This is a genomic window from Streptomyces sp. AC558_RSS880, assembly GCF_019049255.1.
GTDB lineage: Bacteria > Actinomycetota > Actinomycetes > Streptomycetales > Streptomycetaceae > Streptomyces.
Genome location: NZ_JAGMUJ010000029.1, coordinates 208187 through 230456 on the forward strand (window position 1 = coordinate 208187; position 22270 = coordinate 230456).

The 22270-nt window shown below is 72.9% G+C and carries 15 protein-coding genes; 10 read left to right on the top strand and 5 right to left on the bottom strand.

Features of this window, described 5'->3' with window-relative positions:
• Positions 1–137: 137 nt before the first annotated feature.
• The 3 genes from KUM38_RS11100 to fxsT are packed head-to-tail and all read left to right on the top strand — an operon-like array spanning position 138 to position 7360.
• A complete protein-coding gene (locus KUM38_RS11100) occupies positions 138–1685 on the top strand; it encodes a hypothetical protein (RefSeq protein ID WP_217129142.1) in 1548 nt (515 codons plus the stop codon).
• On the top strand, positions 1682–2761 hold the full coding sequence (locus KUM38_RS11105; RefSeq protein ID WP_217129143.1) for a MoxR family ATPase: 1080 nt from the start codon (positions 1682–1684) through the stop codon (positions 2759–2761). The genes KUM38_RS11100 and KUM38_RS11105 overlap by 4 nt, the downstream gene beginning before the upstream one ends.
• Positions 2762–7360, top strand: a complete 4599-nt coding sequence (gene fxsT, locus KUM38_RS11110) for an FxSxx-COOH system tetratricopeptide repeat protein (RefSeq protein ID WP_217129144.1) — start codon at positions 2762–2764, stop codon at positions 7358–7360.
• 50 nt (positions 7361–7410) lie between these two features.
• Here fxsT and KUM38_RS11115 read toward each other — a convergent pair whose 3' ends face one another.
• The gene (locus tag KUM38_RS11115; RefSeq protein WP_217129145.1) at positions 7411–8736 is read right to left on the bottom strand and encodes a cation:proton antiporter; all 1326 of its coding nucleotides are present in this window, start codon (positions 8734–8736) and stop codon (positions 7411–7413) included.
• Positions 8737–9651: 915 nt separating this feature from the next.
• Between KUM38_RS11115 and KUM38_RS11120 the strand changes: the two genes are divergently transcribed.
• The 3 genes from KUM38_RS11120 (at position 9652) to argF (ending at position 13729) form a co-directional block, all read left to right on the top strand.
• Positions 9652–11337, top strand: coding sequence for an HEXXH motif domain-containing protein (locus KUM38_RS11120; RefSeq protein ID WP_217129146.1), 1686 nt, complete (start codon positions 9652–9654; stop codon positions 11335–11337).
• A 74-nt stretch (positions 11338–11411) separates the two neighbouring features.
• Positions 11412–12662: an arginine deiminase gene (locus KUM38_RS11125; protein WP_217129147.1), complete on the top strand. Its 1251-nt coding sequence runs from the start codon at positions 11412–11414 to the stop codon at positions 12660–12662.
• Positions 12663–12721: 59 nt separating this feature from the next.
• Positions 12722–13729, top strand: coding sequence for an ornithine carbamoyltransferase (gene argF, locus KUM38_RS11130; protein ID WP_217129148.1), 1008 nt, complete (start codon positions 12722–12724; stop codon positions 13727–13729).
• A gap of 15 nt (positions 13730–13744) precedes the next feature.
• On the opposite strand, the gene KUM38_RS11135 is transcribed toward argF, so the two are convergent.
• Positions 13745–14173, bottom strand: a complete 429-nt coding sequence (locus KUM38_RS11135; protein ID WP_217129149.1) for an ATP-binding protein — start codon at positions 14171–14173, stop codon at positions 13745–13747.
• 212 nt (positions 14174–14385) lie between these two features.
• On the opposite strand from KUM38_RS11135, the gene KUM38_RS11140 reads away from it, so the two are divergent.
• Both KUM38_RS11140 and KUM38_RS11145 read left to right on the top strand, forming a co-directional pair.
• A complete protein-coding gene (locus KUM38_RS11140) occupies positions 14386–15213 on the top strand; it encodes an enoyl-CoA hydratase family protein (protein ID WP_217129150.1) in 828 nt (275 codons plus the stop codon).
• Positions 15214–15217: 4 nt separating this feature from the next.
• A complete protein-coding gene (locus tag KUM38_RS11145) occupies positions 15218–17515 on the top strand; it encodes a bifunctional salicylyl-CoA 5-hydroxylase/oxidoreductase (RefSeq protein WP_217129151.1) in 2298 nt (765 codons plus the stop codon).
• A 128-nt stretch (positions 17516–17643) separates the two neighbouring features.
• On the opposite strand, the gene KUM38_RS11150 is transcribed toward KUM38_RS11145, so the two are convergent.
• Both KUM38_RS11150 and KUM38_RS11155 read right to left on the bottom strand, forming a co-directional pair.
• The gene (locus tag KUM38_RS11150; protein ID WP_217129152.1) at positions 17644–18465 is read right to left on the bottom strand and encodes a PaaX family transcriptional regulator C-terminal domain-containing protein; all 822 of its coding nucleotides are present in this window, start codon (positions 18463–18465) and stop codon (positions 17644–17646) included.
• A gap of 35 nt (positions 18466–18500) precedes the next feature.
• A complete protein-coding gene (locus KUM38_RS11155) occupies positions 18501–20111 on the bottom strand; it encodes an AMP-binding protein (protein ID WP_217129153.1) in 1611 nt (536 codons plus the stop codon).
• A gap of 117 nt (positions 20112–20228) precedes the next feature.
• Between KUM38_RS11155 and KUM38_RS11160 the strand changes: the two genes are divergently transcribed.
• On the top strand, positions 20229–21461 hold the full coding sequence (locus tag KUM38_RS11160) for an acyl-CoA dehydrogenase family protein (protein WP_217129154.1): 1233 nt from the start codon (positions 20229–20231) through the stop codon (positions 21459–21461).
• The gene (locus KUM38_RS11165; RefSeq protein ID WP_217129155.1) at positions 21458–21856 is read left to right on the top strand and encodes a RidA family protein; all 399 of its coding nucleotides are present in this window, start codon (positions 21458–21460) and stop codon (positions 21854–21856) included. Before KUM38_RS11160 ends, KUM38_RS11165 begins: the two co-directional genes overlap by 4 nt.
• A 15-nt stretch (positions 21857–21871) precedes the next feature.
• On the opposite strand, the gene KUM38_RS11170 is transcribed toward KUM38_RS11165, so the two are convergent.
• A complete protein-coding gene (locus KUM38_RS11170; RefSeq protein ID WP_217129156.1) occupies positions 21872–22066 on the bottom strand; it encodes a DUF5999 family protein in 195 nt (64 codons plus the stop codon).
• Positions 22067–22270: the final 204 nt, after the last annotated feature.

The following is a 22270-nucleotide window of genomic DNA, read 5'->3' on the forward strand; positions in this document are numbered from 1 at the left end:
GGCCGAGTGCCACCCGCAAGGGGGACTCGGCCGGACTTCGTTCCTCCGTGCCTCACATGTCCCTGGTTAACCATCACTTGCCGTGCTAACTTCGCAGGTCGGTCAGGCAGGCGAACCGACTCATGGGGGAAAAGTCGGTGGAGAAAGGCGAGGGTTTCGGCGGCTCCGACGGCGGGGTGCCGCGCGCGCAGGGTCTGGAACTGCTGTCCCGGCTCACCGGTGCCCTGTGCGAACTGGGCTGCATGGAGGACGCCCAGGGGCGCGTCCAGTTCGCGACCGTGCTCGGCGAACAGCTGGCCCGCACGGTCGACGTACGCGGCGTACGGCTCCGCGAGGACGTCGTGGTCATGGTGCGTGCCGCGCTGAGCGTGGCGAGCGGCGAACGCGTGCTGGTGAATGTGGTCGAGCTCTTCGAAGGGGCCGCGCCGGCCGACGAACTCAAGCGGCTGCTCGCCCCCGCCGTGCCGCCCCAGGACACCGTCTCCCTCCCCGGTCCGCTCTCCGGCCACGACATCGGCACGGCCCACGCCCTGCTGGCCGACGCCAAAGGGGAGTTGTCCGCGATACGGCTGCGGGACAGGCTCGCCGAGGAACTCAACGGCCTTTACCTGCCCGCCGGACTCTCGCCCGAACAGCTTCTGGCGCACACCCTGGAATGGAACGTGCAACCGGACGGGTTACCACCCGCGGTGCTCCTGGTCGACGTGGCCGCCTCCCTCGCCGCGTCACCCGGTCACCGCGGAGCCCTCCTCAAGTGGGTCGACGGCTGGGCCCAGCGCTCGGGCCTGACGGCGGCGGTGGCACAGCACCGGAGCGCCCGCCGGGAGACCGTCAACGATCCGGACATCCCCTGCTGTCTCATCGTCGCCGTGGAACCCGCTCGTGACGGCTCCGGCGACATCGTCGTACGTCCCTGGCTGAACACCGTCCCCGGTCACTGGGACCCGCAGCCCGGCGAGCCGGCCGTCACCACCCTGGACGGCCTCGGCCAGGCCGTCGAACACGCCCTCCAGCAAGGTGCCCGGCTCTGGTCCACCCCGCCCGACCAGGACCCGGTCGGGCGCGAACAGCCCACGTACGTCGAGTTCGTCCTCCCGTACGACCTCCTCAATCACGACGTGGCGGGGCTGAGGTTCAGGACCGGCCACGGCCGGCCGCTGCCGCTCGCCCTGAAGTACGGGGTGCACCTGCGCAGTCTGGAGCGGATGCGCACCGACGACGCGGTGGTCCGGCAGCAATGGCGCGATCGCTGGCACAGACTGCGGCAGCACGGTGTCACGGTGCACGGCTGGACGGGCGCGGACGCCCAACAGCTCGACGCCTGGCAGACCGCGCTCGCCGGGGAGTCCGCACGCACCGCCGTGGTACTCGACGCACCCGCCGACACGCCCGCCCTGGAAGCACTCAAAGCCGCCATCGCGGAAGGCATCTCCCTCGCCATATGGGACCGTCGGGGTGCCTTCGCCGAGGAGCGGCGCGAGGTCGTCACCGCGGTGTTCGCCTCCGTACCGATCGCGGCGCAGATCCCCATGGCCATCCACCGGCTGCGCAGGAAAGCCGTCGATCCCGCGCAGAGCCCCGATCTGCTCGGGCGTCATATCGCCTTTTTCTGGGACGATCCGACACGACTGGTCGACATCCACACCGACGACGGCGATCTCGCCAACGAGGAGGCACCGGCATGACCGCGCAGGAGGAGCAGACGGTCCCGGACGGCTGGCGGATCTTCCATGCCACAGGCCGGTCTCCCGCCGCCGCCGTGGAACTGCCCGAGCCCCCGCCCTGGCGCCGGTTCGGCGGTGGCCCGCCCCAGTCCGCGCCGCCCGACGACCCGGACGGGGCGCTGCGCAGGCTGGGCCCCGACGGGATCGCCCCGCAGCTGGGTTCCGAGGAGATCAACACCGTCAACGCCGCATTGCTGCTGCGCCGGCCGCTGTTGATCACGGGGCCTCCTGGAATCGGCAAGTCCACCCTCGCTTATCTGATCGCGCGGGAACTGGGGCTCGGCCGGGTGCTGGAGTGGAACATCGTCAGCCGTACCACCCTGCGCGACGGCCTGTACGTCTACGACGCCATGGGGCGCGCCCAGGCCATCGCCGCCTGGCAGGCGGGACTGCGGGACGCGGTGGCATCCGGTGCCGACGGGGCGGAGGACGCCGAGAGTTCTCTGACGGAACGTCAAAACAGGCCGCTAATCGGGGATTTCATCACGCTCGGGCCACTGGGGACCGCTCTGCTGCCCTACCATCGTCCCCGTGTGCTTCTTGTCGACGAGCTCGACAAGAGCGACATCGACCTGCCGAACGACCTGTTGCACGTCTTGGAGAACGGAAGCTATGACGTCCCGGAGCTGGTCCGTGACGCCGCCGACACCGCGAGCGTCCACACCAGCGACCCCGGCATCCGTGCCGTACTGCGGCAGGGGCGGGTCGAGTGCCGGGAGTTCCCCGTCGTGGTGATCACCAGCAACGGGGAGCGGGAGTTCCCGGCCGCGTTCCGCAGGCGCTGCCTGCCCCTGGAACTCCGTATGCCCACCCGCGAACAGCTCCTCGCCATGGTGAGCCGGCATCTCGGGGAACGCCCGCGGCACAGCGAGGACCTGGTGGACCTGTTCCTCCAGCGCGTCCGGGCCGGGGGCACGCACTCCCTGGACCAGTTACTCAACGCTGTCCAGATCACTACCATGGGTGGTTTCCAGGTCGACGGGAACGGGCGTAAGCTCGTGGAAATGCTGCTCCGCGACCTCGCGAAGGGCCGCTGAATGGACAACGGCTTTCCCAGGGAGCGCGCGTCCGGACCCGGCGACGGCGGCCCCGAATCGGGGGCGTCGCCTCCCTCGGTGCTTCCCGAGTCCGTCGAATGCGCGAGTGAGGTCGGAGGCTCCGCCGCCGCTGCCCCGCCCCGGCGCGTCCTGACCCATGACCAGCCGCTCCCGTGGCCGGACGGCGAGGACCGGGAGTCACCGCGGTGGCAGGAGGTCGCCGACGCGGTGTGGCTCGCCGCGTACTGGAACCGTCACGGCGGCCCCGCCGGTGCGGGACCGGAAGCAGCGCCGGATCCGGACGCCCACCCGGCCGAGGGCGCCGTGAAAACGGTCACGACATCCCGCACCGAGGACGAACCGGAACCCGCGACGCCCTCCAAGCGTGCGGATTCAGCCGATCTCACGACCGGCTCCGGTCTTCCCGCACAGCTCCCGCCCGACCGGCCCGGCACCCCGGACCGCGTCGGACCGGCCGCCTCCGTGGACGCGGCCGGGGCTCCCGCACCGGCGCGTGATCCGCTCCTCGGCGGCGGCGGGCTCTTACCGCACCCCGAGGGCGCCGCCACCCTCCACGTCGGCCGCCCCCTGCTGCCCGACGCCAACCTGCCGCAGTACGGACCCGGCCGCCGCACCGCCCTGCTCGCCCGCGCCCTGCACCTGCTCGCCCGCCGCGTACCCTCCCGCGACACCCTGGAGCTCGACGAGGAGACCACCGCCGAGCAAGGACTCGCCGACGGCATGTGGATGCCGTTCCTCCGCCCCGCCCGCACCTCCGCGTTCGATCTGGTACTGCTCGCCGACGACGCGCCCACCATGAGGATCTGGGAGGAGACGGTGGCCGGCCTCGCCGAGGCCGCCGAACACAGCGGCGCCTTCCGCAGCGTCCGTACCCTCAGGGTCACCCTCCCGCGGACCGGAACGGCCGCCCTGCACTGGGCCAGCGGCGGCGCCGTCGCGGACCCGTCCGAGCTCTTCGACGGCCGGGGCGGCCGGATCTTCCTCGCCGTCACCGACGGACTCGCCCACGGCTGGGCCGCCCCCGCCGCCGACGTCCTGCTGAACCGGCTCGCCCGCTCCGGCCCGACCGCACTGGTCCATCTGCTCCCGCCCCACCTTCGCCACCGCACCTCGCTCTACCCCCACCCGGCGGTCCTGGAGGCCGGTGGCTTCGGCACGCCCAACGACTGCCTCGGGCACGGGGCGCCACCAGGCGGTGCCAACCCCCTGCGCCCGCTGCCCGAGGTGGCCGACGACTTCCTGCCCGTCCCGGTGCTCTCCCTCAAACCCGGCTCCGTCGCCGCCTGGGCCGACCTCGTGACCGGCGAGCGAGGAGTACGCCGTGACCTGCCCGTCGTCCTCGCGGGCACCCTCACCAAAGGTACGCCCGCCCCCGGTCTGCGCGCCCCGCGCTTCCCGCGCGCCGCGGCCGCCGCCGTGCGCCGCTTCCTGACGCTCGCCACGCCCGCGGCGCGCCGTCTCGCCACTCAACTGGCCGCCGTCCCGTTCGAGTTCGACCTGGTGGAACAGCTACGGCGCCGGGTCATGCCGGAGACCGGCCCCGACCACCTCGCCGAGATCCTCATGGGCGGACTGATCGACTGGGACGGCGGGGGCGAGGGCCGCCCCGATTTCGCCGACGGCGTCCGTGAGGCATTGCTGGCCACCACCACCCGGTCCCAACTCGCGCTCACCGTCAGTGTGGTGGGCGACCTGCCGGCCGCCGGCGAGCGGGGCGTCGCGCTGCGCGCCGCGCTGCACGACCCGGTCGGCGCCACGTTGCCCGATCCGGCCGAGCCCGGCTGGCGGCGCAGTGAACTCGCCGTGATGCGGGCCCTCTCGGGTCCCTACTCCGAACGGGCGAACCGCATCGAACCCGATGTCTCCAGGCTCCTGCCCCACACGGCCGAACGGGTGTCCGCGGAACCATCCGGAAGCGTGAAAGACCCGGAGGGCGGCGAGTTCCCCGACGACCAGGACGGGAGGCATCCAGCGTCGGACGTTCGCGTCACACCTGGAGACACCGTGCCGAGCCTGGTGACCGAGATCCCAAACGAAGCCCCGGAGGCTGAGCCGCTCATGCAGAGCACCACGACCGCACCGCCGGCCATCATGGTGAACGTTCCCCTCAGGAACACTTCGTTCGTCGGCCGCCAGGCGCTGCTGAGGGCCGTGGAGGAGCAGCTCGAGGCCCAGGACACCGCGGCCGTGCTGCCGCACGCGCTGCACGGCCTCGGCGGCGTGGGCAAGTCCCAGCTGGCCCTGGAGTACATCTACACCCACCAGCACAGCCACAACGTGATCTGCTGGATCCCCGCGGAGCGGGAGAGCCTCATCCTGACCGCGCTCTCCGGTCTCGCCACCCGGCTGGGCGTCGCCCAGCCGGGACAGGAGGGCACCGCCAACACGTCGGTCCAGACCGTCCTGGACGCGCTGCGCTCCGGTGAGCCCTACGACAAGTGGCTGCTGGTCTTCGACAACGCCGAGAACATCGACGTGGTCCGCCAGTACTTCCCGACCAGCGGCCCCGGCAAGGTCATCGTCACCTCACGGAACCGGTCCTGGGAACGGGTGGCGACCCCGCTCCCGGTGAGCGTGTTCGAGCGCGAGGAGTCCGTCGAGCTGCTCCAGAAGCGCTCACCCGACCTCTCGGCCCAGGACGCCGACCGCCTCGCCGACGCCCTCGGCGACCTGCCGCTCGCGGTGGAGCAGGCCGGTGCCTGGCGAGCGGTCACCGGCATGCTCGTCGACGAGTACCTCACCCTGCTCGCCGAACGCAGCCCCGAGATCCTCGACCTCGACCCCGCTCCCGACTACCCGGTCTCCGTCGCCGCCGCCTGGGACATCTCGCTGGAGCGGATCAAGGAGAACAACCCCGGCGCCCGCCAGCTCCTCGACATCTGCGCCAGCATGGCCCCCGAGCCCATTCCGCGGTCCATGCTGCGCGGCGGCCGGGGCGTCAACATCACGCCCGAGGTGGACCCGCTGCTGCGGGAGTCGATCAAACTCAACCGGGCCGTCCGCGACCTCAACCAGTTCTCCCTGATCAAGACCGATCCCCGGACCGACACCCTGCAGATGCACCGCCTGCTGCAGACGGTGCTTCTCGCCAAGCTCGACCAGGAGCAGCGCGGCCGGATGAGGGACGCCGCCCACCAGTTGCTCTCCGCCGCCAAACCGGGCCACTACGCCTCGTCGCAGGAATGGCCCGACTACCAGGCGCTGCTGCCGCACATCCTCACCTCCCAGGCGGTCACCAGCTCCGACACCTATGTGCGGGAGCTCGTCTCCGACACCGTGTTCTTCCTCTACTACTGGGGTGACCACGAAGGGGCCGCGAACCTCGGCCGCCAGGCGTACAACGCCTGGCTCGCCGCCTCCGGCGAGGAGAACATCCACGTCATCCGCATCACGAAGATCTTCGCCTTCGCCCTGCGCCAGATCGGCCAGATCGGCGAGTCCATCCCGCTGACCGAGAAGGCCCTGGAGGTCTCCCGGCGTATCGAGGTCGAGCCCGAGGACCTCATCGACTCCTTGTGCGAGATGGCCGACGCACGCCGTTACCAGGGTCGGTTCGCGGAGGCACGGGACCTCGGCAAGGAGGCCACCGAGCTGGCGCGTTCCATGTTCGGTCCCGAGGACCCGATCACCCTGCGGGCCACCCACAGCTGGGGGGTCGACCTGCGGCTGTGCGGGCAGTTCGACGAGGCGCTGCCCCTGGACCAGGAGAACGCCCGGCAGCGTGAACACATGTTCGGCCCCGACAACCTCCTCACGCTCAACACCCTCAACGGCCTCTCCATCGACATGCGGGAGAGCGGCGACTACCCGGGCGCCCGGAGCTTCCAGGAGGACGTCTACCGCAGGGCCAGCGAAGCCTTGGGCGAGCAGCGCCCGCTCACCCTGCGCGTGGCCCGCAACCTCGCCGTCTGCTACCGCCGGGACGGGGCGCTCGACGAGGCGCTGAAGCTCTCGGAGGAGACCCTGCGCCGCTTCGTCGCCCGCTACGGCCCCGTTCACGCGGACTCGCTCTCCACGGCGATCAACCTCTGCGTCGACCGGCGCCTCGCCGGGGGCTCCGACGACCTCGAGAAGTCGCGTGAGCTCGGCGAGGAGACCGCGCGGGGCTACGCGTCGCTGCTGGGCGAGGACCACGCGTACACCTTGCTGGCCAAGGCGAACCTCGCCGCCACCCTGCGCATGATGGGCGCTGTGGACAGCGCCGCGGAACTGGAGGACGACGCGTCCCGCAGACTGGTGGCCACCCTGGGACCCGAGCACGTGATGACCCGGACCGTCGACATCGGCCGGGCCAACACCGCTTACGCACGGCTGGACTTCGACCGCGCGTACGAGATCGACGAGGCCAATCTGGCGGGGCTCACCGTGGTCGCCGGCGCGGAACACCCGCTGACCCTGTCCTGCACCGCGAACCTCGCTCTCGACCTGCGCGGTCTCGGCCGGGGCGCGGAGGCGGACCAGATGAAGAGCAAGGCGGTGGAGGGCTTCACCCGGGTGGTCCGCGCCGGCCACCCCTGGCTGGAGGCGGCCCGCCTGAACCACCGTATCGAGTGCGACATCGCCCCCATGCCGCTGTAGCGGGGGGCACGGGCCGGCCGGAGCGGCGCGATCGCCGCCCCGGCCCGGTGTCAGCCCAGGTCCGCCGCCGGAGCGGTGCGTGTGTCGTCCCGCTCGGAGGGCGGGGGCGGCAGGTCGGCCGGGTCGTCGGTCCGACCACGCGGACGCCGTTCGGCCAGGCGGCGGGCCAGGTGCAGGAGCGGCTGGGTGAAGAGTGTGGTGGCCAGGGCCATGAACACCAGGATGCTGTAGAGCCGGTCGCTCAGCAGGCCCGCGTGCAGGCCCGCGTCGAGGGCGATCAGCTCGGTGAGACCGCGGGCACTCATCAGGATGCCCACGGTGTACGCGTCGTGCCGGTCCAGGCCGCCCAGCCGGGCCGCCGCCGCACCGCTGCCGATCTTCGTCACCGCGGCCAGCGCGGTCACCACCAGCACGGCGACCCATCCCGTGGCCCCCATGCCGTTCAGCACGACGGCCTGACCCGAGACCACGAAGAAGAACGGGAGCAGCAGCGAGCTGACGTCGTGCAGGGGCCGCAGCAGATCGGGATCGAGCCGGTCGTCCGGCTCCCGGGGTGTCACCACACCCGCCAGCAGCGCACCGAAGATCACATGCAGCCCCAGGGAGTGCGTCACCCAGGCCGACCCGAGGGCGAAGCCGATGAGCAGCGCCATCCGCAGCGAGGGCTCCATGCGCGTCCGCCACAGCAGCCGGCGCAGCACCGGCCGGGCCGCGAGGAGCATCCCGGCGAGGAAACCGGCCGCGATCGCCACCCGCCACGGCCACCCGAGCGTGTGGTCGCCGCCGTTCTCCAGCAACGCCCCGGCCAGTACCGTCCAGCAGACCACGTCGAGCAGGCCGGCGGCCGAGACCGCCACCACGCCGGGCACCGTCCGGGCCAGTCCGTTCTCCCGCACTATGGCCGTCAGTACGGGTACGGCCGTGACCGACAGGGCGATCCCGGCGAACACCACGGTCGACGGAGACGGATCGCGTGGCATGCCGAGGGCCCGGAGACGGTCCCAGAACAGCAACGCGCACCCGCCGCCCACCAGCATCGGCACCAGGAACGAGGCCAGCGCCACCGTCACCGCGGTACGCGCCCGGTCGCCCAGCAGCTTCAGATCCAGCTCGTAGCCCACCGCGAACAGGAACACCACCAGGGCGAACTGTGCGAAGCCGGTCAGGGCCGTATCGATCTCCTCGGGGAACAGCGTCTCGTACGCGCCGGGTACCGCACTGCCGAGGAGGGAGGGGCCAAGCGCTATCCCCGCCGTCAGCTGGCCGACGATGTACGGCTGCCCCAGCTTTCGTGCAGCCCAGCCCGCCGCGTGCGCGGCCACCAGGATCAGGGCCGAGGCCCCCACGAAGTGCGCGATCAGCGCGTCAGGGCTCATGTGTCCCCCTGTGGTCCGGTTGTTCAGCCGGCCGAGCGGCCGCCGATGAGTCGTCGCACGCTTGCGCGAGGTCAACTTCCTCAGGATAGAGGTGATCTGACAGGGCATCGGGTGTTGTACACACGCTTGACCCGAGTCACAGGAGGCATACCGGTAGCGGTCGTGCCCGGCCATGGGACCAGGGTGCATTCGTCCGCCACATGTGCTGCCGTGCGCCGTCGGTGCGCCCTCGGGTTCGGCGGTTGCGGGCACCGCACTCCTGGGCCGCTGATCCGGAGGGACTGTTTCCGGCCGTACGGGCGCGTCTCGCGGCCCTCAGGGAAGCGAGCCGTTCTCCGCGGTACCCGCGATCCGGCGGTCCCGCCCCGTGCGGACCGGGATGCCGCCTCCGGCCGGCCGACGCCGCCGAGGGCTCCCGCGTCCCGGGAATCCGCCTCGTCACAGGCTGACGTGCGTCACGGCGAGGCCGGCTTCGAACGCTCCTCCCCGCCGGCCTCCGAGCAGGGGCAGGAGGGACCGATTCCCTTCACCGTCCGCGCAGTTGATGATGATCGGGTGGCGTGATCGTACGGTTTTCGATGCGGTCCTGAATGGTCATGATGAATCCAAGGACACGGGGCATCGAGTGCCACCGTGCGAGAAGGGGGACGCACCTTGCATCAGCCGGCCGCTCAGCGCAACGCCGAAACCGCAGCACGGGAGTCGGACCTGGCGGATCTTGCGGCACTGCCCCTGACCGCCTTGGACGGCCTCGCTCCCCTCGCCCCCGGCACCCGTCTTCTCGTAGAGGTTCTCCGGTCCCGCGGCAGCATCCGGGGCGGCGGCGAGCCCGGCCGGGCCGAGTAGAGCCGCCCGCCGTGCCGGGAGCGCCCCACCGGGTTCCCGCATGCCCGCCCACCGACCGGAGGCCCGGTAATGAACAGCGAGCAGCGCCCCAGCCCGTTCCGCATGCCCGCCCCCCTCTTCGCGGAACTCGCCGCCGGCGGCCACTCCGCCGAGGCCGTCGCCTTCCTCGAACAGGGCGAGCGCGCACGCCGGTTGCTGCTGCTGCGCACCCTGCTGAAGCAGCTCTGGGACCTGCCCACCCCCCTCACCCCGGTCGCGGACGCCTGGCGGGTGTTCAAGGAGGCGGCGGAGCGGGCGCCCGAGCCGGTCGAGCGGCTGCTGCTCGCCCCGACGACCGGCGCCTGGATCGCGCACATGCTGCGCCGGGCGCACGGCACCGCGACCGGGCCGCGGCTGTGGGTGGAGGCGGCCAGGCTGAACACCCTCGCGGTGGTCGCCGCGCTGCACGCCGGCACGGAAACGGTCCTGCGCGTTCCGCTGGACGACGGCGCGCTGCACCTGCCGGGTCTGGGACTGGCCCGGCTCCCGGACGGGGCGGCCGGTCTGTCGGCGGGCAGGGCGAGCACCCGAGCCGGGGAGCTGACCCTGACCGGTCCGGGACGCGACGGCCGGCGGTCGAGCCTGACCTGCCGCCCCGCGCCCGTGCCGGTGGACGGGGCACCGCCCGCCGACGACCCCCGCTGGCTCCCCCTCCGCACCCTCACGGTCGGCCCCGTCGCCGTACCCCTGGAGGACCTGGACCCCTACCGCGACCTCGACGACCCCGTACCGCCCGCCCGGCTGGACGCCGACGAGGCCACGGCCTGGCAGCGGCTGTTCGACGAGGCCGCCGCGATCCTCGCGACCGGGAAGGGCACGGGGCCCGGACGGCTCGACCCCGCCGTGATCCGGGCCGTCGTCCCGTGGGCCCGCACCGGCCTCCTGCCCCCGCCGCCCCCCGACGTCCGCGTGTCGGCGTCCAGCGGCGACTCCTACGGCGCGATGGTCATCGCCCGTCCCTCCTCGTCGCTCGCCCTGGCCGAGGCGCTGGTCCACGAGTTCCAGCACAGCAAGCTCGCCGCGCTGATCCACCTCTTCCCGCTCCTGCGCGACGACCGCGCGGAGCGCTACTACGCCCCGTGGCGCCCCGACCCGCGCCACCTCACCGGTCTGCTGCACGGCGCCTACGCCTTCACCGGCGTCGCCGGGTTCTGGCGGGACCGGATGTCCGACCCGGAGCACGCCGGGACGGCCGCCTACCACTTCGCGCTGCGCCGCACGCAGAGCAGGCTCGTCGTGCGCACCCTCCTCACCAGCGGACGCCTCACCGAGACCGGGCACGCCCTGGTCACCGGTCTCGCCCGGACCCTGGACACCTGGCTGCGCGAGCCCGTGCCCCCGGCCGCCCTGACCCGGGCCCGCACCGCCGCCGCCCTGCACCGCACCGAGTGGCGCCTGCGCAACGTCGCCCCGACCGCACCGGCCGAACGTCCGGGTGATCCCCTCCGCCTCCGCCCCGACCGCGCCCCCTGGCCCGACGTCCGCACCCACGCCTTCGCCCTCCCGCCCGCCGACCCCCGCACCCCCGACGAACACCTCGCCGCCGGGAACGCCGCCGCCGCGTTCGCCGGGTACGACGACGACCTGGCCCGCGATCCCGGTGACCCGCACCTCCTCGCCGGGTGGATCGTCGCCCGGGCCGGGCTGGACCGCGGGCCCGGGGCCCGGCGGCTGCTGGCCCGGCCCGAGTCGATCCGGTCCGGACGCGGTGGCTGACGGAAGCGGATTTCCGGAAGCCGGGAACCCGGGGACAGGGGTGAACACGTGCCCGGACGGTCAGGATGAAAGGCATGACCTACCACGTCGACTCCGAGGCCGGCCGGCTCCGCCGCGTCATCCTGCACCGGCCCGATCTCGAGCTCAAAAGGCTCACCCCCAGCAACAAGGACGCCCTGCTCTTCGACGACGTGCTCTGGGTGCGCCGGGCGCGCGCCGAGCACGACGGGTTCGCCGACGTCCTGCGCGACCGCGGCGTCGTCGTCCACCTCTTCGGCGACCTGCTCGCCGAGACGCTGGACGTCCCGGCGGCCCGCGCCCTCGTCCTGGACCGCGTCTTCGACGAGAAGGAGTACGGCCCGCTGGCCACCGACCACCTCCGCGCCGCGTTCGAGACCCTCCCGGGGCCCGAGCTGGCCGAGGTGCTGATCGGCGGGATGACCAAGCGGGAGTTCCTGGACGCCCACCCCGAGCCGACCTCCGTGCGCTTCCACGCCATGGAGCTCGACGACTTCCTGCTCGGCCCGCTGCCCAACCACCTCTTCACCCGCGACACCTCCGCCTGGATCTACGACGGTGTCGCCATCAACGCGATGCGCTGGCCGGCCCGGCAGCGCGAGACCGTGCACTTCGAGGCGATCTACCGGCACCACCCGCTGTTCCGCGCGGAGCCCTTCCACGTCTGGTCCGAGGGGCAGGCCGACTACCCGTCCACCATCGAGGGCGGGGACGTGCTGGTGATCGGCAATGGCGCGGTGCTGATCGGGATGAGCGAGCGGACCACCCCGCAGGCGGTGGAGATGCTCGCGCACAAGCTGTTCGCGGCCGGTTCCGCCGAGACCATCGTCGCGCTCGACATGCCGAAGCGGCGTGCCTTCATGCACCTCGACACCGTGATGACCATGGTCGACGGCGACACCTTCACCCAGTACGCGGGGCTCGGCATGCTCCGCTCGTACACCATCGAGCCGGGCGCGGGGGACAAGGAGCTGAAGGTCACCGACCATCCGCCGGAGCACATGCACCGCGCGATCGCCGCCGCGCTGGGGCTCAGCGAGATCCGGGTGCTGACCGCCACCCAGGACGTCCACGCGGCCGAGCGCGAGCAGTGGGACGACGGCTGCAACGTCCTGGCCGTCGAACCGGGCGTCGTCGTCGCCTACGAGCGGAACGTCACCACCAACACGCACCTGCGCAAGCAGGGCATCGAGGTGATAGAGATCCCCGGCAGCGAGCTGGGCCGGGGCAGGGGCGGGCCGCGCTGCATGAGCTGTCCCGTCCAGCGGGACGCGGTGGAGGGCGTCGCACAGAAACACGCCGTATAGAAATACAAAAGTTCGTATACACTTCCAAGAGTTCCTGTCCCCCATCCCTGGAGCACCCCATGGCGACTGTCCCGACCGCCCTCGCCGGCCGCCACTTCCTCAAGGAGCTGGACTTCACCGCGCAGGAGTTCCTCGGCCTGCTGGAGCTGGCCGCCGAACTGAAGGCCGCCAAGCGGGCCGGGACCGAGCACCGTCACCTGCGGGGCAGGAACATCGCGCTGATCTTCGAGAAGACCTCGACGCGCACGCGCTGCGCGTTCGAGGTCGCGGCCGCCGACCAGGGCGCCTCCACGACGTACCTCGACCCGTCCGGCTCGCAGATCGGCCACAAGGAGTCCGTGAAGGACACCGCGCGGGTGCTGGGCCGGATGTACGACGGGATCGAGTACCGGGGGGACAGCCAGGCCAAGGTGGAGGAGCTCGCGGCGTACGCGGGGGTGCCCGTCTACAACGGGCTCACCGACGACTGGCACCCCACCCAGATGCTCGCCGACGTGCTCACCATGACCGAGCACAGCCCCAAGCCGCTCACGGACATCGCCTTCGCCTACCTCGGCGACGCCCGCTTCAACATGGGCAACTCCTACCTCGTCACCGCGGCCCTGCTGGGCATGGACGTCAGGATCGTCGCCCCGAAGGACTACTGGCCCGCCCGGGAGATCGTCGACCGGGCGCGGGAACTGGCCGCGTCGAGCGGGGCGCGCGTCACGCTCACCGAGGACGTCGCCGAGGGCGTCGCGGGCGCGGACTTCGTCGGCACGGACGTCTGGGTCTCCATGGGGGAGCCCAAGGAGGTCTGGGGCGAGCGGATCAAGGCCCTCGCCCCGTACGCGGTGACCATGGACGTCCTGCGCGCCACCGGCAACCCGGACGTCGGGTTCCTGCACTGCCTGCCCGCCTTCCACGACCTCGGCACCAAGGTCGGCCAGGAGATCTTCGAGACCCACGGCCTCACCTCCCTGGAGGTGACCGACGAGGTCTTCGAGTCGGCGCACTCGGTCGTCTTCGACGAGGCGGAGAACCGTATGCACACGATCAAGGCCGTCCTGGTCGCGACCCTCGCCTGAGCCCCCGCGTCCTGCTCAGACCGGGCGCCGCTGGCCCGGCAGCCGGAACCACACCGCCTTGCCGGACTCGGTGGGGCGGTGGCCGCAGGACGAGCTCAGGGTGCGGATCAGCAGCAGCCCGCGCCCGTGCTCCTGCCAGGGGTCGGGCACGCCGCGGGCCGGGCGGGTGAGGTCGCCGGGCGGCTCCGGGTCGGCGTCGTGCACCTCGACCTGACAGCCGGCCGGCAGCAGCCGCACCACCAGCTCTATCGGGCCGCTCCCGGAGGTGTGCTCCACGGCGTTGGCCACCAGCTCCGCCGTCAGCAGCTCCGCCGTGTCGCAGTCGGCGGCGTGCTCCCGCTCGGCCAGCGCCGTACGGACCAGCGCACGCGCCACGGGCACCGCCGCGGTGGTGTGCGGCAGCGCGACGCGCCAGGAGGTGGAGGCGGCGGGGGGTTCGTGCACGGCGAGTCCGTTCGTGGAGCGGGTGCTCCTGTTTTCAACCGTCCATGGTACGGCGCACCCGGTGCGGCCCTTCGAGGGGGCGGGCCCCGCCGCGCACGTGACGGCGCCCGAACAGCGTATCGCGTGGACGTGACGACGGTCACCGATGGGTGATAACTTCATGAGGCAGAGCTCACTGAGCAGCGCAGTGCCCGTCCTAGGAGGCCGCCCTCATGAGTCCCTTCACCGGCTCCGCCGCCCGCACCGACCGCTGGGAGCATCTGCGCGTCGACCTCGCCGACGGCGTCGCCACCGTCACCCTCGCCCGCCCCGACAAGCTCAACGCGCTCACCTTCGGCGCCTACGCCGACCTGCGCGACCTGCTCGCCGAGCTGTCCCGGGAGCGGGCCGTACGGGCCCTGGTGCTGGCCGGCGAGGGGCGCGGCTTCTGCTCCGGCGGCGACGTCGACGAGATCATCGGCGCGACCCTCTCCCTGGACACCGCGCAGCTCCTCGACTTCAACCGGATGACCGGCCAGGTGGTGCGGGCGGTACGGGAGTGCCCGTTCCCGGTGATCGCCGCGGTGCACGGAGTGGCGGCGGGCGCCGGCGCGGTCCTCGCCCTGGCCGCCGACTTCCGGGTCGCCGACCCCAGCGCCCGCTTCGCCTTCCTCTTCACCCGGGTCGGCCTGTCGGGCGGCGACATGGGCGCGGCGTATCTGCTGCCGAGGGTCGTCGGCCTGGGCCACGCCACCCGGCTGCTGATGCTGGGCGACACGGTGCGCGCACCGGAGGCCGAACGCATCGGCCTGATCAGCGCACTGGCCGACGAGGGCGGCGCGGACGAGGCCGCCCGGAACCTGGCCCGCCGCCTGGCCGACGGCCCGGCACTCGCGTACGCCCAGACCAAGGCCCTCCTCACGGCGGAGCTGGACATGCCCCTGTCGGCGGCGGTCGAACTGGACGCCTCGACCCAGGCCCTGCTCATGAACGGCGAGGACTACGCCGAGTTCCACGCGGCCTTCACGGAGAAGCGCCCACCGAAGTGGCAGGGGAGGTAGGGGGATGCGCTCGACCGACGGCACGCCCCACCCCCTCCGCGTGGCGATCATCGGCGGAGGCCCCGGCGGCCTCTACACCGCCGCGCTGCTCAAACGCCTGGATCCCGACCGTCAGGTCACCGTGTGGGAACGCAACGCCCCCGAAGACACCTTCGGCTTCGGCGTCGTCCTCTCCGACGAGACCCTGGGAGGGATCGAGCACGCCGACCCGGAGGTCTACGGAGCCCTCCGACGAGCCTTCGTCCACTGGGACGACATCGACATCGTCCACCGGAACACCCGCCACACCTCCGGAGGACACCGGTTCGCCGCCCTCGGCAGGCACCGCCTGCTGGAGATCCTGCACGAGCGCTGCCGCTCCCTCGGAGTCGACCTGCGCTTCCACACCGAGGCACCCGACCCGGCCCGGCTGGCGGAGACGTACGACCTGGTGGTGGCCGCCGACGGGGTGCACAGCGGAACGCGCGAGGCCTTCGCCCACGTGTTCCGGCCCCGGATCACCGCGCACCGCTGCCGCTACATCTGGCTGGCCGCCGACTTCGCCTTCGACGCCTTCCGTTTCGAGATCGCCGAGACCGAGCACGGTGTGATGCAGCTGCACGGCTACCCGTACGCGTCCGACGCCTCCACCGTGATCGTCGAGATGCGCGAGGAGGTGTGGCGCGCCGCCGGATTCGACGAGACGGACGAGAGCGAATCGGTCGAGCGCTGCGCCAAGATCTTCTCCGACGCGCTCGGCGGACGCCCGCTGAAGTCCAACGACTCGGCGTGGACCACCTTCCGCACGGTCGTCAACGAGCGCTGGTCGCACGGCAACGTCGTGCTCCTCGGCGACGCCGCCCACACCGCGCACTTCTCCATCGGCTCCGGCACCAAGCTCGCCGTCGAGGACGCGCTGGCGCTCGCCGCGTGCCTGGACGAACAACCGTCACCGGCCGACGCGTTGGCCGCCTACGAGGCGGAGCGCCGGCCCGTCGTCGCCTCCACCCAGCGCGCCGCCCGGGCCAGCCTGGAGTGGTTCGAGAACCTGCCCCTCTACGTGGCCCAGCCGTCCCGCCGGTTCGCCTTCAACCTGCTCACCCGCAGCCGCCGCGTCACCCACGACAACCTGCGGCTGCGCGACGCCCGCTTCACCGAGTCCGTGGAGCGCGAGTTCGGCTGCCCGCCCGGTACGCCGCCGATGTTCACCCCGTTCCGGATGCGCGGACTGACCCTGCGCAACCGGGTCGTCGTCTCGCCCATGGACATGTACTCGGCGGTCGACGGCGTCCCCGGCGACTTCCACCTCGTGCACCTCGGCGCCCGCGCGCTGGGCGGGGCCGGACTGGTGATGACCGAGATGGTGTGCGTCAGCCCCGAGGGGCGCATCACGCCCGGCTGCGCGGGCCTCTACACCGGCCGGCAGACCGAGGCGTGGCGGCGGATCACCGACTTCGTGCACGACCGGGCGCCCGGCACCGCGATCGGCGTGCAGCTCGGCCACAGCGGCCGCAAGGGCTCGACCAAACCGATGTGGGAGGGCATGGACGAGCCGCTCGACGACGGCAACTGGCCCCTCGTCGCCGCCTCGCCCCTGCCGTACCGGCCGGGCGGCCAGGTGCCGCGCGAACTGTCCCGGGCCCAGCTCACCGACCTGAGGGAACAGTTCACGGCCGCCGCCGTGCGGGCCGCGCGGGCCGGTTTCGACCTGCTGGAACTGCACTGCGCCCACGGCTACCTGCTCTCCGGCTTCCTCTCCCCGCTCACCAACCACCGCACGGACGCCTACGGCGGCTCACCGGAGAAACGGCTCCGCTTCCCGCTGGAGGTGTTCGACGCGGTGCGCGCGGTGTGGCCGGGGGACCGGCCGATGACCGTCCGCGTCTCCGCCACCGACTGGGCGGAGGGCGGCACCACGGCCGACGACGCGGTCGAGATCGCCCGCGCCTTCGCCGCGCACGGCGCCGACGCGATCGACGTGTCGACCGGGCAGGTCGTGGCCGACGAGACACCGGAGTTCGGGCGCTCGTACCAGACCCCGTTCGCCGACCGGATCCGGCACGAGGCGGGCGTCCCGGTGATCGCGGTCGGCGCGATCTCCTCCTGGGACGACGTCAACTCCCTGATCCTGGCCGGGCGTACGGACCTGTGCGCCCTGGCCCGCCCCCACCTCTACGACCCCCACTGGACGCTCCACGCGGCGGCCGAGCAGGGCTACGAGGGCCCGGGCGCGGTCTGGCCGGCACCGTACCGTGCGGGCAGCAGGCGGCCCCGGACCGGCCGCACGGACGCGCCCAGACCCCGTCTCGGCCTCGGGAGTTGATCCCGGACGTCACGGGCCCCGCCCGCCGGGCCGGCCCGTGCCCCGCCGGCATCGCGTGGACCGCGTCGGCCGACTCCCACGGGGTCTGCGACGGGGTGCGCAGGACCGGCGCCGGGTCGGTGGGCGGTTCACACGGCCACGAACGCCGCCCCCGCGTCCCGCAGCCGCTCGTGCAGGGAGCGGAAGACGGCCGCCGAGCGGGTGCCCGGCCAGTCGGCGGGGAGCAGGGCGGCGGGCAGGCCCGGGTCGGCGTAGGGGAGGTGGCGCCAGGAGTCCAGGGCGAGGAGGTAGTCGCGGTAGGCGTCCTCGGGCGGGGTGTCCGTGCGCCGCTCCCAGGCGCGCAGCACCCGCGCGTGCCGGTCCAGGAACGCCTCGTGCTGCTCGGCGATCCCGGCCAGGTCCCACCAGCGGGCGACCGCCTCCGCGGTGGGCGCGAAGCCCAGGTGCTCGCCGCGGAAGAAGTCGACGTAGGCGTCCAGGCGCAGGCGCTCCAGGCTGTGCCTGGCCTCCTCGTACAGCCGCGCGGGGGCGATCCACACGCCGGGGGCCGCCGTGCCGAAGCCGAGGCCGGACAGCCGGGAGCGCAGCACGTGCCGCTTCTGCCGTTCGGACTCCGGGACGGAGAACACGGCGAGCACCCAGCCCTCGTCCTCGGGCGGATCGGTGGCGTACACGCGCCGGTCGCCGTCGTCGAGCAACTGGCGTGCGTCGGGCGACAGTTCGTATCCGGCCGTGCCCTGTGCGGTACGTGCGGGGACGAGCAGGCCGCGCCGTTTGAGCCGGGACACCGAGGAGCGGACGGACGGGGCGTCCACACCGACCGCGGCCAGCAGCCGGATCAGTTCGGCGACGGGCACCGGGCCCGGCACGAAGCGGCCGTACGCGCCGTAGAGCGTGACGATGAGGGATCTCGGAGCGTGGGGGGCTTGCTGGTCGGACACGTTGATCATCTTAAGTCGTATGCGGACGGCGAGGTTCCCCGGCGTCACGCACGGTCGTCCCCGCTCCCGGTGGGGGCGCGCAGCCGGAACCGCTGGAGCTTGCCGGTGGCCGTGCGGGGCAGGGCGTCCAGGAAGACGATCTCCCGCGGGCACTTGTACGGCGCGAGTTCGGACTTCACGAAGGCGCGCAGCGCCTCGGCGTCGTGTTCCGCGCCCTCCTTCAGGACCGTGTACGCCACCACGACCTGGCCGCGCGCCTCGTCCGGCCGCCCGACCACCGCCGCCTCGACCACGTCCGGGTGGCGCAGCAGGGCGTCCTCGACCTCGGGGCCCGCGATGTTGTACCCGGCCGAGATGATCATGTCGTCGGCGCGGGCTACGTACCGGAAGTAGCCGTCGGGGTCACGGACATAGGTGTCGCCGGTGATGTTCCAGCCGTCGCGCACGTACTCCCGCTGGCGCGGGTCGGCGAGGTAGCGGCAGCCGACGGGGCCGCGCACCGCGAGCAGTCCCGGCTCCCCGTCGGGCACGGGCGTGCCGTCGGCGTCCTGCACGCGCGCCTGCCAGCCGGGGACCGGAACTCCCGTCGTGCCGGGGCGGATCGCCTCGTCGGCGGCGGAGACGAAGATGTGCAGCAGTTCGGTGGCGCCGATGCCGTTGATGATCCGCAGCCCGGTGCGCTCGTGCCAGGCCCGCCAGGTGGCGGCCGGCAGGTTCTCGCCCGCCGAGACGCAGCGGCGCAGCGACGTGACGTCGTGGCCGTCGAGTCCGGCGAGCATCGCGCGGTAGGCGGTGGGCGCGGTGAACAGCACCGACACCCTGTGCTCGGCGATCGCGGCCAACAGCTGGGTGGGATGCGCCTGTTCGAGGAGCAGCGCGCTCGCCCCGGCCCGCAGCGGGAACACCACCAGGCCGCCGAGCCCGAAGGTGAAGCCCAGCGGGGGACTGCCGGCGAACACGTCGTCCGCGACCGGCTTCAGCACGTGCCGGGAGAAGGTGTCCGCGATCGCCAGCACGTCCCGGTGGACGTGCATGCAGCCCTTGGGGCGTCCGGTGGTGCCGGAGGTGAAGGCGATCAGCGCCACGTCGTCGGCCGCGGTCGGCACGGCCTCGTACGGCGTCGCGGGCGCCGGGCGGTGCAGCAGGTCGCCGGGGGAGTCGCCGCCGTAGGTGGTGAGGGAGAGGCCCGGGACGTCGGCCTTGGCGAGGTCGTCGACGGCCCTGATGTCGCACAGGGCGTGGTGGACCTCGGCGATCTCGCAGACGGTGCTCAGCTCGTGCGGGCGCTGCTGGGCCAGCACGGTGACGGCGATCGCGCCCGCCTTCAGCACCGCCAGCCAGCAGGCGGCCAGCCACGGCGTGGTGGGGCCGCGCAGCAGCACCCGGTTGCCGGGAACGACCCCGAGGTCGCCGGTGAGGAGGTGCGCGAGCCGGTCCACGCGGGCGCGCAGCTCGCCGTACGTCCAGGTCGTGCCGTCGGGAGTGCGGAACGCCGGGCGGTCGTCGGGCGGGCCGTGCAGCAGCTCCGCGGCGCAGTTCAGCCGGTCGGGGTAGCGCAGCTCCGGCAGGTCGAAGCGGAGCTCGGGCCATTGGCCGGGTGGCGGGAGGTGGTCGCGGGCGAAGGTGTCGACGTGCGCGGTGGCCCGTGGGTTCATGACGGTTCGCCCCCTTGGCGTGGTGGGCTCGCATCAGGAGCGTATCGTGTTGGTGACGGCAGTCAACGGTTCGCGATAACCTCGGGAGTGGCCCGGAGGCGAGGGAAGGGACCGGCGATGACCGCATTCTCGCTCGAACCGGCACGACTCGCCTGGTGCGCCGAGCTGCGCGCACTGGCCGCGGAACGCCTGCGGCCACTCGCCGGGAAGGGCGAACCCGGCCGGGTCGACCGCGCCCTGGTCGCCGAACTGGGCACCCTCGGCCTGCTCTCCCGCCTGTTCACCTCGGGCGCGCTCGACCTGTGCCTGATGCGGGAGTCCCTGGCCCACGCCTGCACCGAGGCGGAGACCGCCCTGGCCCTCCAGGGCCTCGGCGCCCACCCGGTGCACGCCCACGGCACCCCCGCCCAGCGCGCCCGCTGGCTCCCGGGGGTGAGCGACGGCAGCGTCGTCGCGGCGTTCGCGCTCAGCGAGCCGGACGCCGGCTCGGACGCGGCGGCGCTGTCGCTCACGGCGGAGCCGGACGGTCGGCCGGGCCCGGCGGAGCCGGCCGAGCGGGACGCGGCGCCGGATGCCGCCCGGGTCCCGGATGCCGCCCCGGCCCCGGCGTCCCTGGCCGCGCACCCCGACGGCCGCTCCGGATGGCGGCTCACCGGGGAGAAGTGCTGGATCTCCAACGCCCCCGACGCCGACTTCTACACCGTCTTCGCCCGCACCACTCCCGGCGCCGGCGCGCGGGGCGTGACCGCCTTCCTGGTGCCCGCCGACCGCCCCGGCCTCACCGGCAGCCGCCTCGACATGCTCTCCCCGCACCCCATCGGCGCCCTCCGCTTCGACGCCGTACCGGTGACCGCCGACGACGTGCTCGGCGAGGCCGACCGGGGGTTCCGGGTCGCCATGGACACCCTCAACCTGTTCCGCCCCAGCGTCGGCGCCTTCGCGGTCGGCATGGCGCAGGCCGCCCTGGACGCGACCCTCGCCCACACCGCCCGGCGGGACGCGTTCGGCGGCAAGCTGAAGGACCTCCAGTCCGTCGCCCACCAGGTCGCCGAGATGGCGCTGCGCACGGAGTCGGCCCGGCTCATGGTGTACGCGGCGGCGACGGCGTACGACGAGGGCGCCGCCGACGTGCCCCGGCGCTCCGCGATGGCGAAGCTGCTGGCCACCGAGACCGCGCAGTACGTCGTCGACCGGGCCGTCCAACTGCACGGAGCCCGCGCCCTGCAGCGCGGGCACCTGCTGGAACACCTCTACCGCGAGGTCCGCGCACCCCGCGTCTACGAGGGGGCGAGCGAAGTGCAACGGGGCATCATCGCCAAGGAGCTGTACAGGAACCCGGAGGACCGGTGAGCGTCGAGCGCGTCAACCCGCCCGGACTCTCCCCGCCGGCCGGCTTCTCCCACGCCGTCGTCGCCACCGGCTCCCGGCTGGTGTTCCTGGCCGGCCAGACCGCCCTCGACGCCGACGGCGAGGTGGTCGGGGACACCCTGCCCGAACAGTTCGCGCGGGCCCTCACCAACCTCCTCGCCGCCCTGCGCGCGGCCGGCGGCACCCCCGCCGACCTGGCCCGCGTCACCGTCTACACCACCGACGTGGCCGCGTACCGCACCCACGCCCGCGCACTCGGCCGCATCTGGCGGGAGCTGGCCGGCCGCGACTACCCGGCGATGGCGGTCGTCGGGGTGGTCCGCCTCTGGGACGAACAAGCCCTGGTCGAACTCGACGGCTTCGCCCTGCTGCCCTGAGCGGGGCGGACCGGCTCAGGCGGCGATGGCGAGCCGGTCGGCGGGGACGCGGTGCGGGGCGATCACCCGGCCGTCGGGGAGCAGCTCGCCGGTGTCGTCGAAGACGATCGCACCGTCGCACAGCAGGCTCCAGCCCTGCTCGGGGTGGGCGGCCACCACATGTGCGGCGGAGTCATGGGTCCGGGGACAGGAAGACCGGTGGGCACACATGGCGCACCTCCACATAGGTGGAACGATCCGAACAGGTCGTATGCACCGACCATGCCCGGGCCGCGCACGCGTCGGAACCGCCCGCCGGGAAACGTGACAGCCCCAGGACATTCCCGGGACGGTTCCCCGACGGCCGCGGCCGACTCGCCACCGAAGGGGTGACGGCGACTGGCCCGGGTCCCACGCCGGGTACTGGTGGAGCTC

Excerpts from the sequence above, each read along its gene's own strand:
- KUM38_RS11105 (WP_217129143.1), top strand. The coding sequence starts at position 1,682 with ATGACCGCGCAGGAGGAGCAGACGGTCCCGGACGGCTGGCGGATCTTC.
- fxsT (WP_217129144.1), top strand. The coding sequence starts at position 2,762 with ATGGACAACGGCTTTCCCAGGGAGCGCGCGTCCGGACCCGGCGACGGC.
- KUM38_RS11115 (WP_217129145.1), bottom strand. The coding sequence starts at position 8,736 with ATGAGCCCTGACGCGCTGATCGCGCACTTCGTGGGGGCCTCGGCCCTG.
- KUM38_RS11120 (WP_217129146.1), top strand. The coding sequence starts at position 9,652 with ATGAACAGCGAGCAGCGCCCCAGCCCGTTCCGCATGCCCGCCCCCCTC.
- KUM38_RS11125 (WP_217129147.1), top strand. The coding sequence starts at position 11,412 with ATGACCTACCACGTCGACTCCGAGGCCGGCCGGCTCCGCCGCGTCATC.
- argF (WP_217129148.1), top strand. The coding sequence starts at position 12,722 with ATGGCGACTGTCCCGACCGCCCTCGCCGGCCGCCACTTCCTCAAGGAG.
- KUM38_RS11140 (WP_217129150.1), top strand. The coding sequence starts at position 14,386 with ATGAGTCCCTTCACCGGCTCCGCCGCCCGCACCGACCGCTGGGAGCAT.
- KUM38_RS11145 (WP_217129151.1), top strand. The coding sequence starts at position 15,218 with ATGCGCTCGACCGACGGCACGCCCCACCCCCTCCGCGTGGCGATCATC.
- KUM38_RS11150 (WP_217129152.1), bottom strand. The coding sequence starts at position 18,465 with ATGATCAACGTGTCCGACCAGCAAGCCCCCCACGCTCCGAGATCCCTC.
- KUM38_RS11155 (WP_217129153.1), bottom strand. The coding sequence starts at position 20,111 with ATGAACCCACGGGCCACCGCGCACGTCGACACCTTCGCCCGCGACCAC.
- KUM38_RS11160 (WP_217129154.1), top strand. The coding sequence starts at position 20,229 with ATGACCGCATTCTCGCTCGAACCGGCACGACTCGCCTGGTGCGCCGAG.
- KUM38_RS11170 (WP_217129156.1), bottom strand. The coding sequence starts at position 22,066 with ATGTGTGCCCACCGGTCTTCCTGTCCCCGGACCCATGACTCCGCCGCA.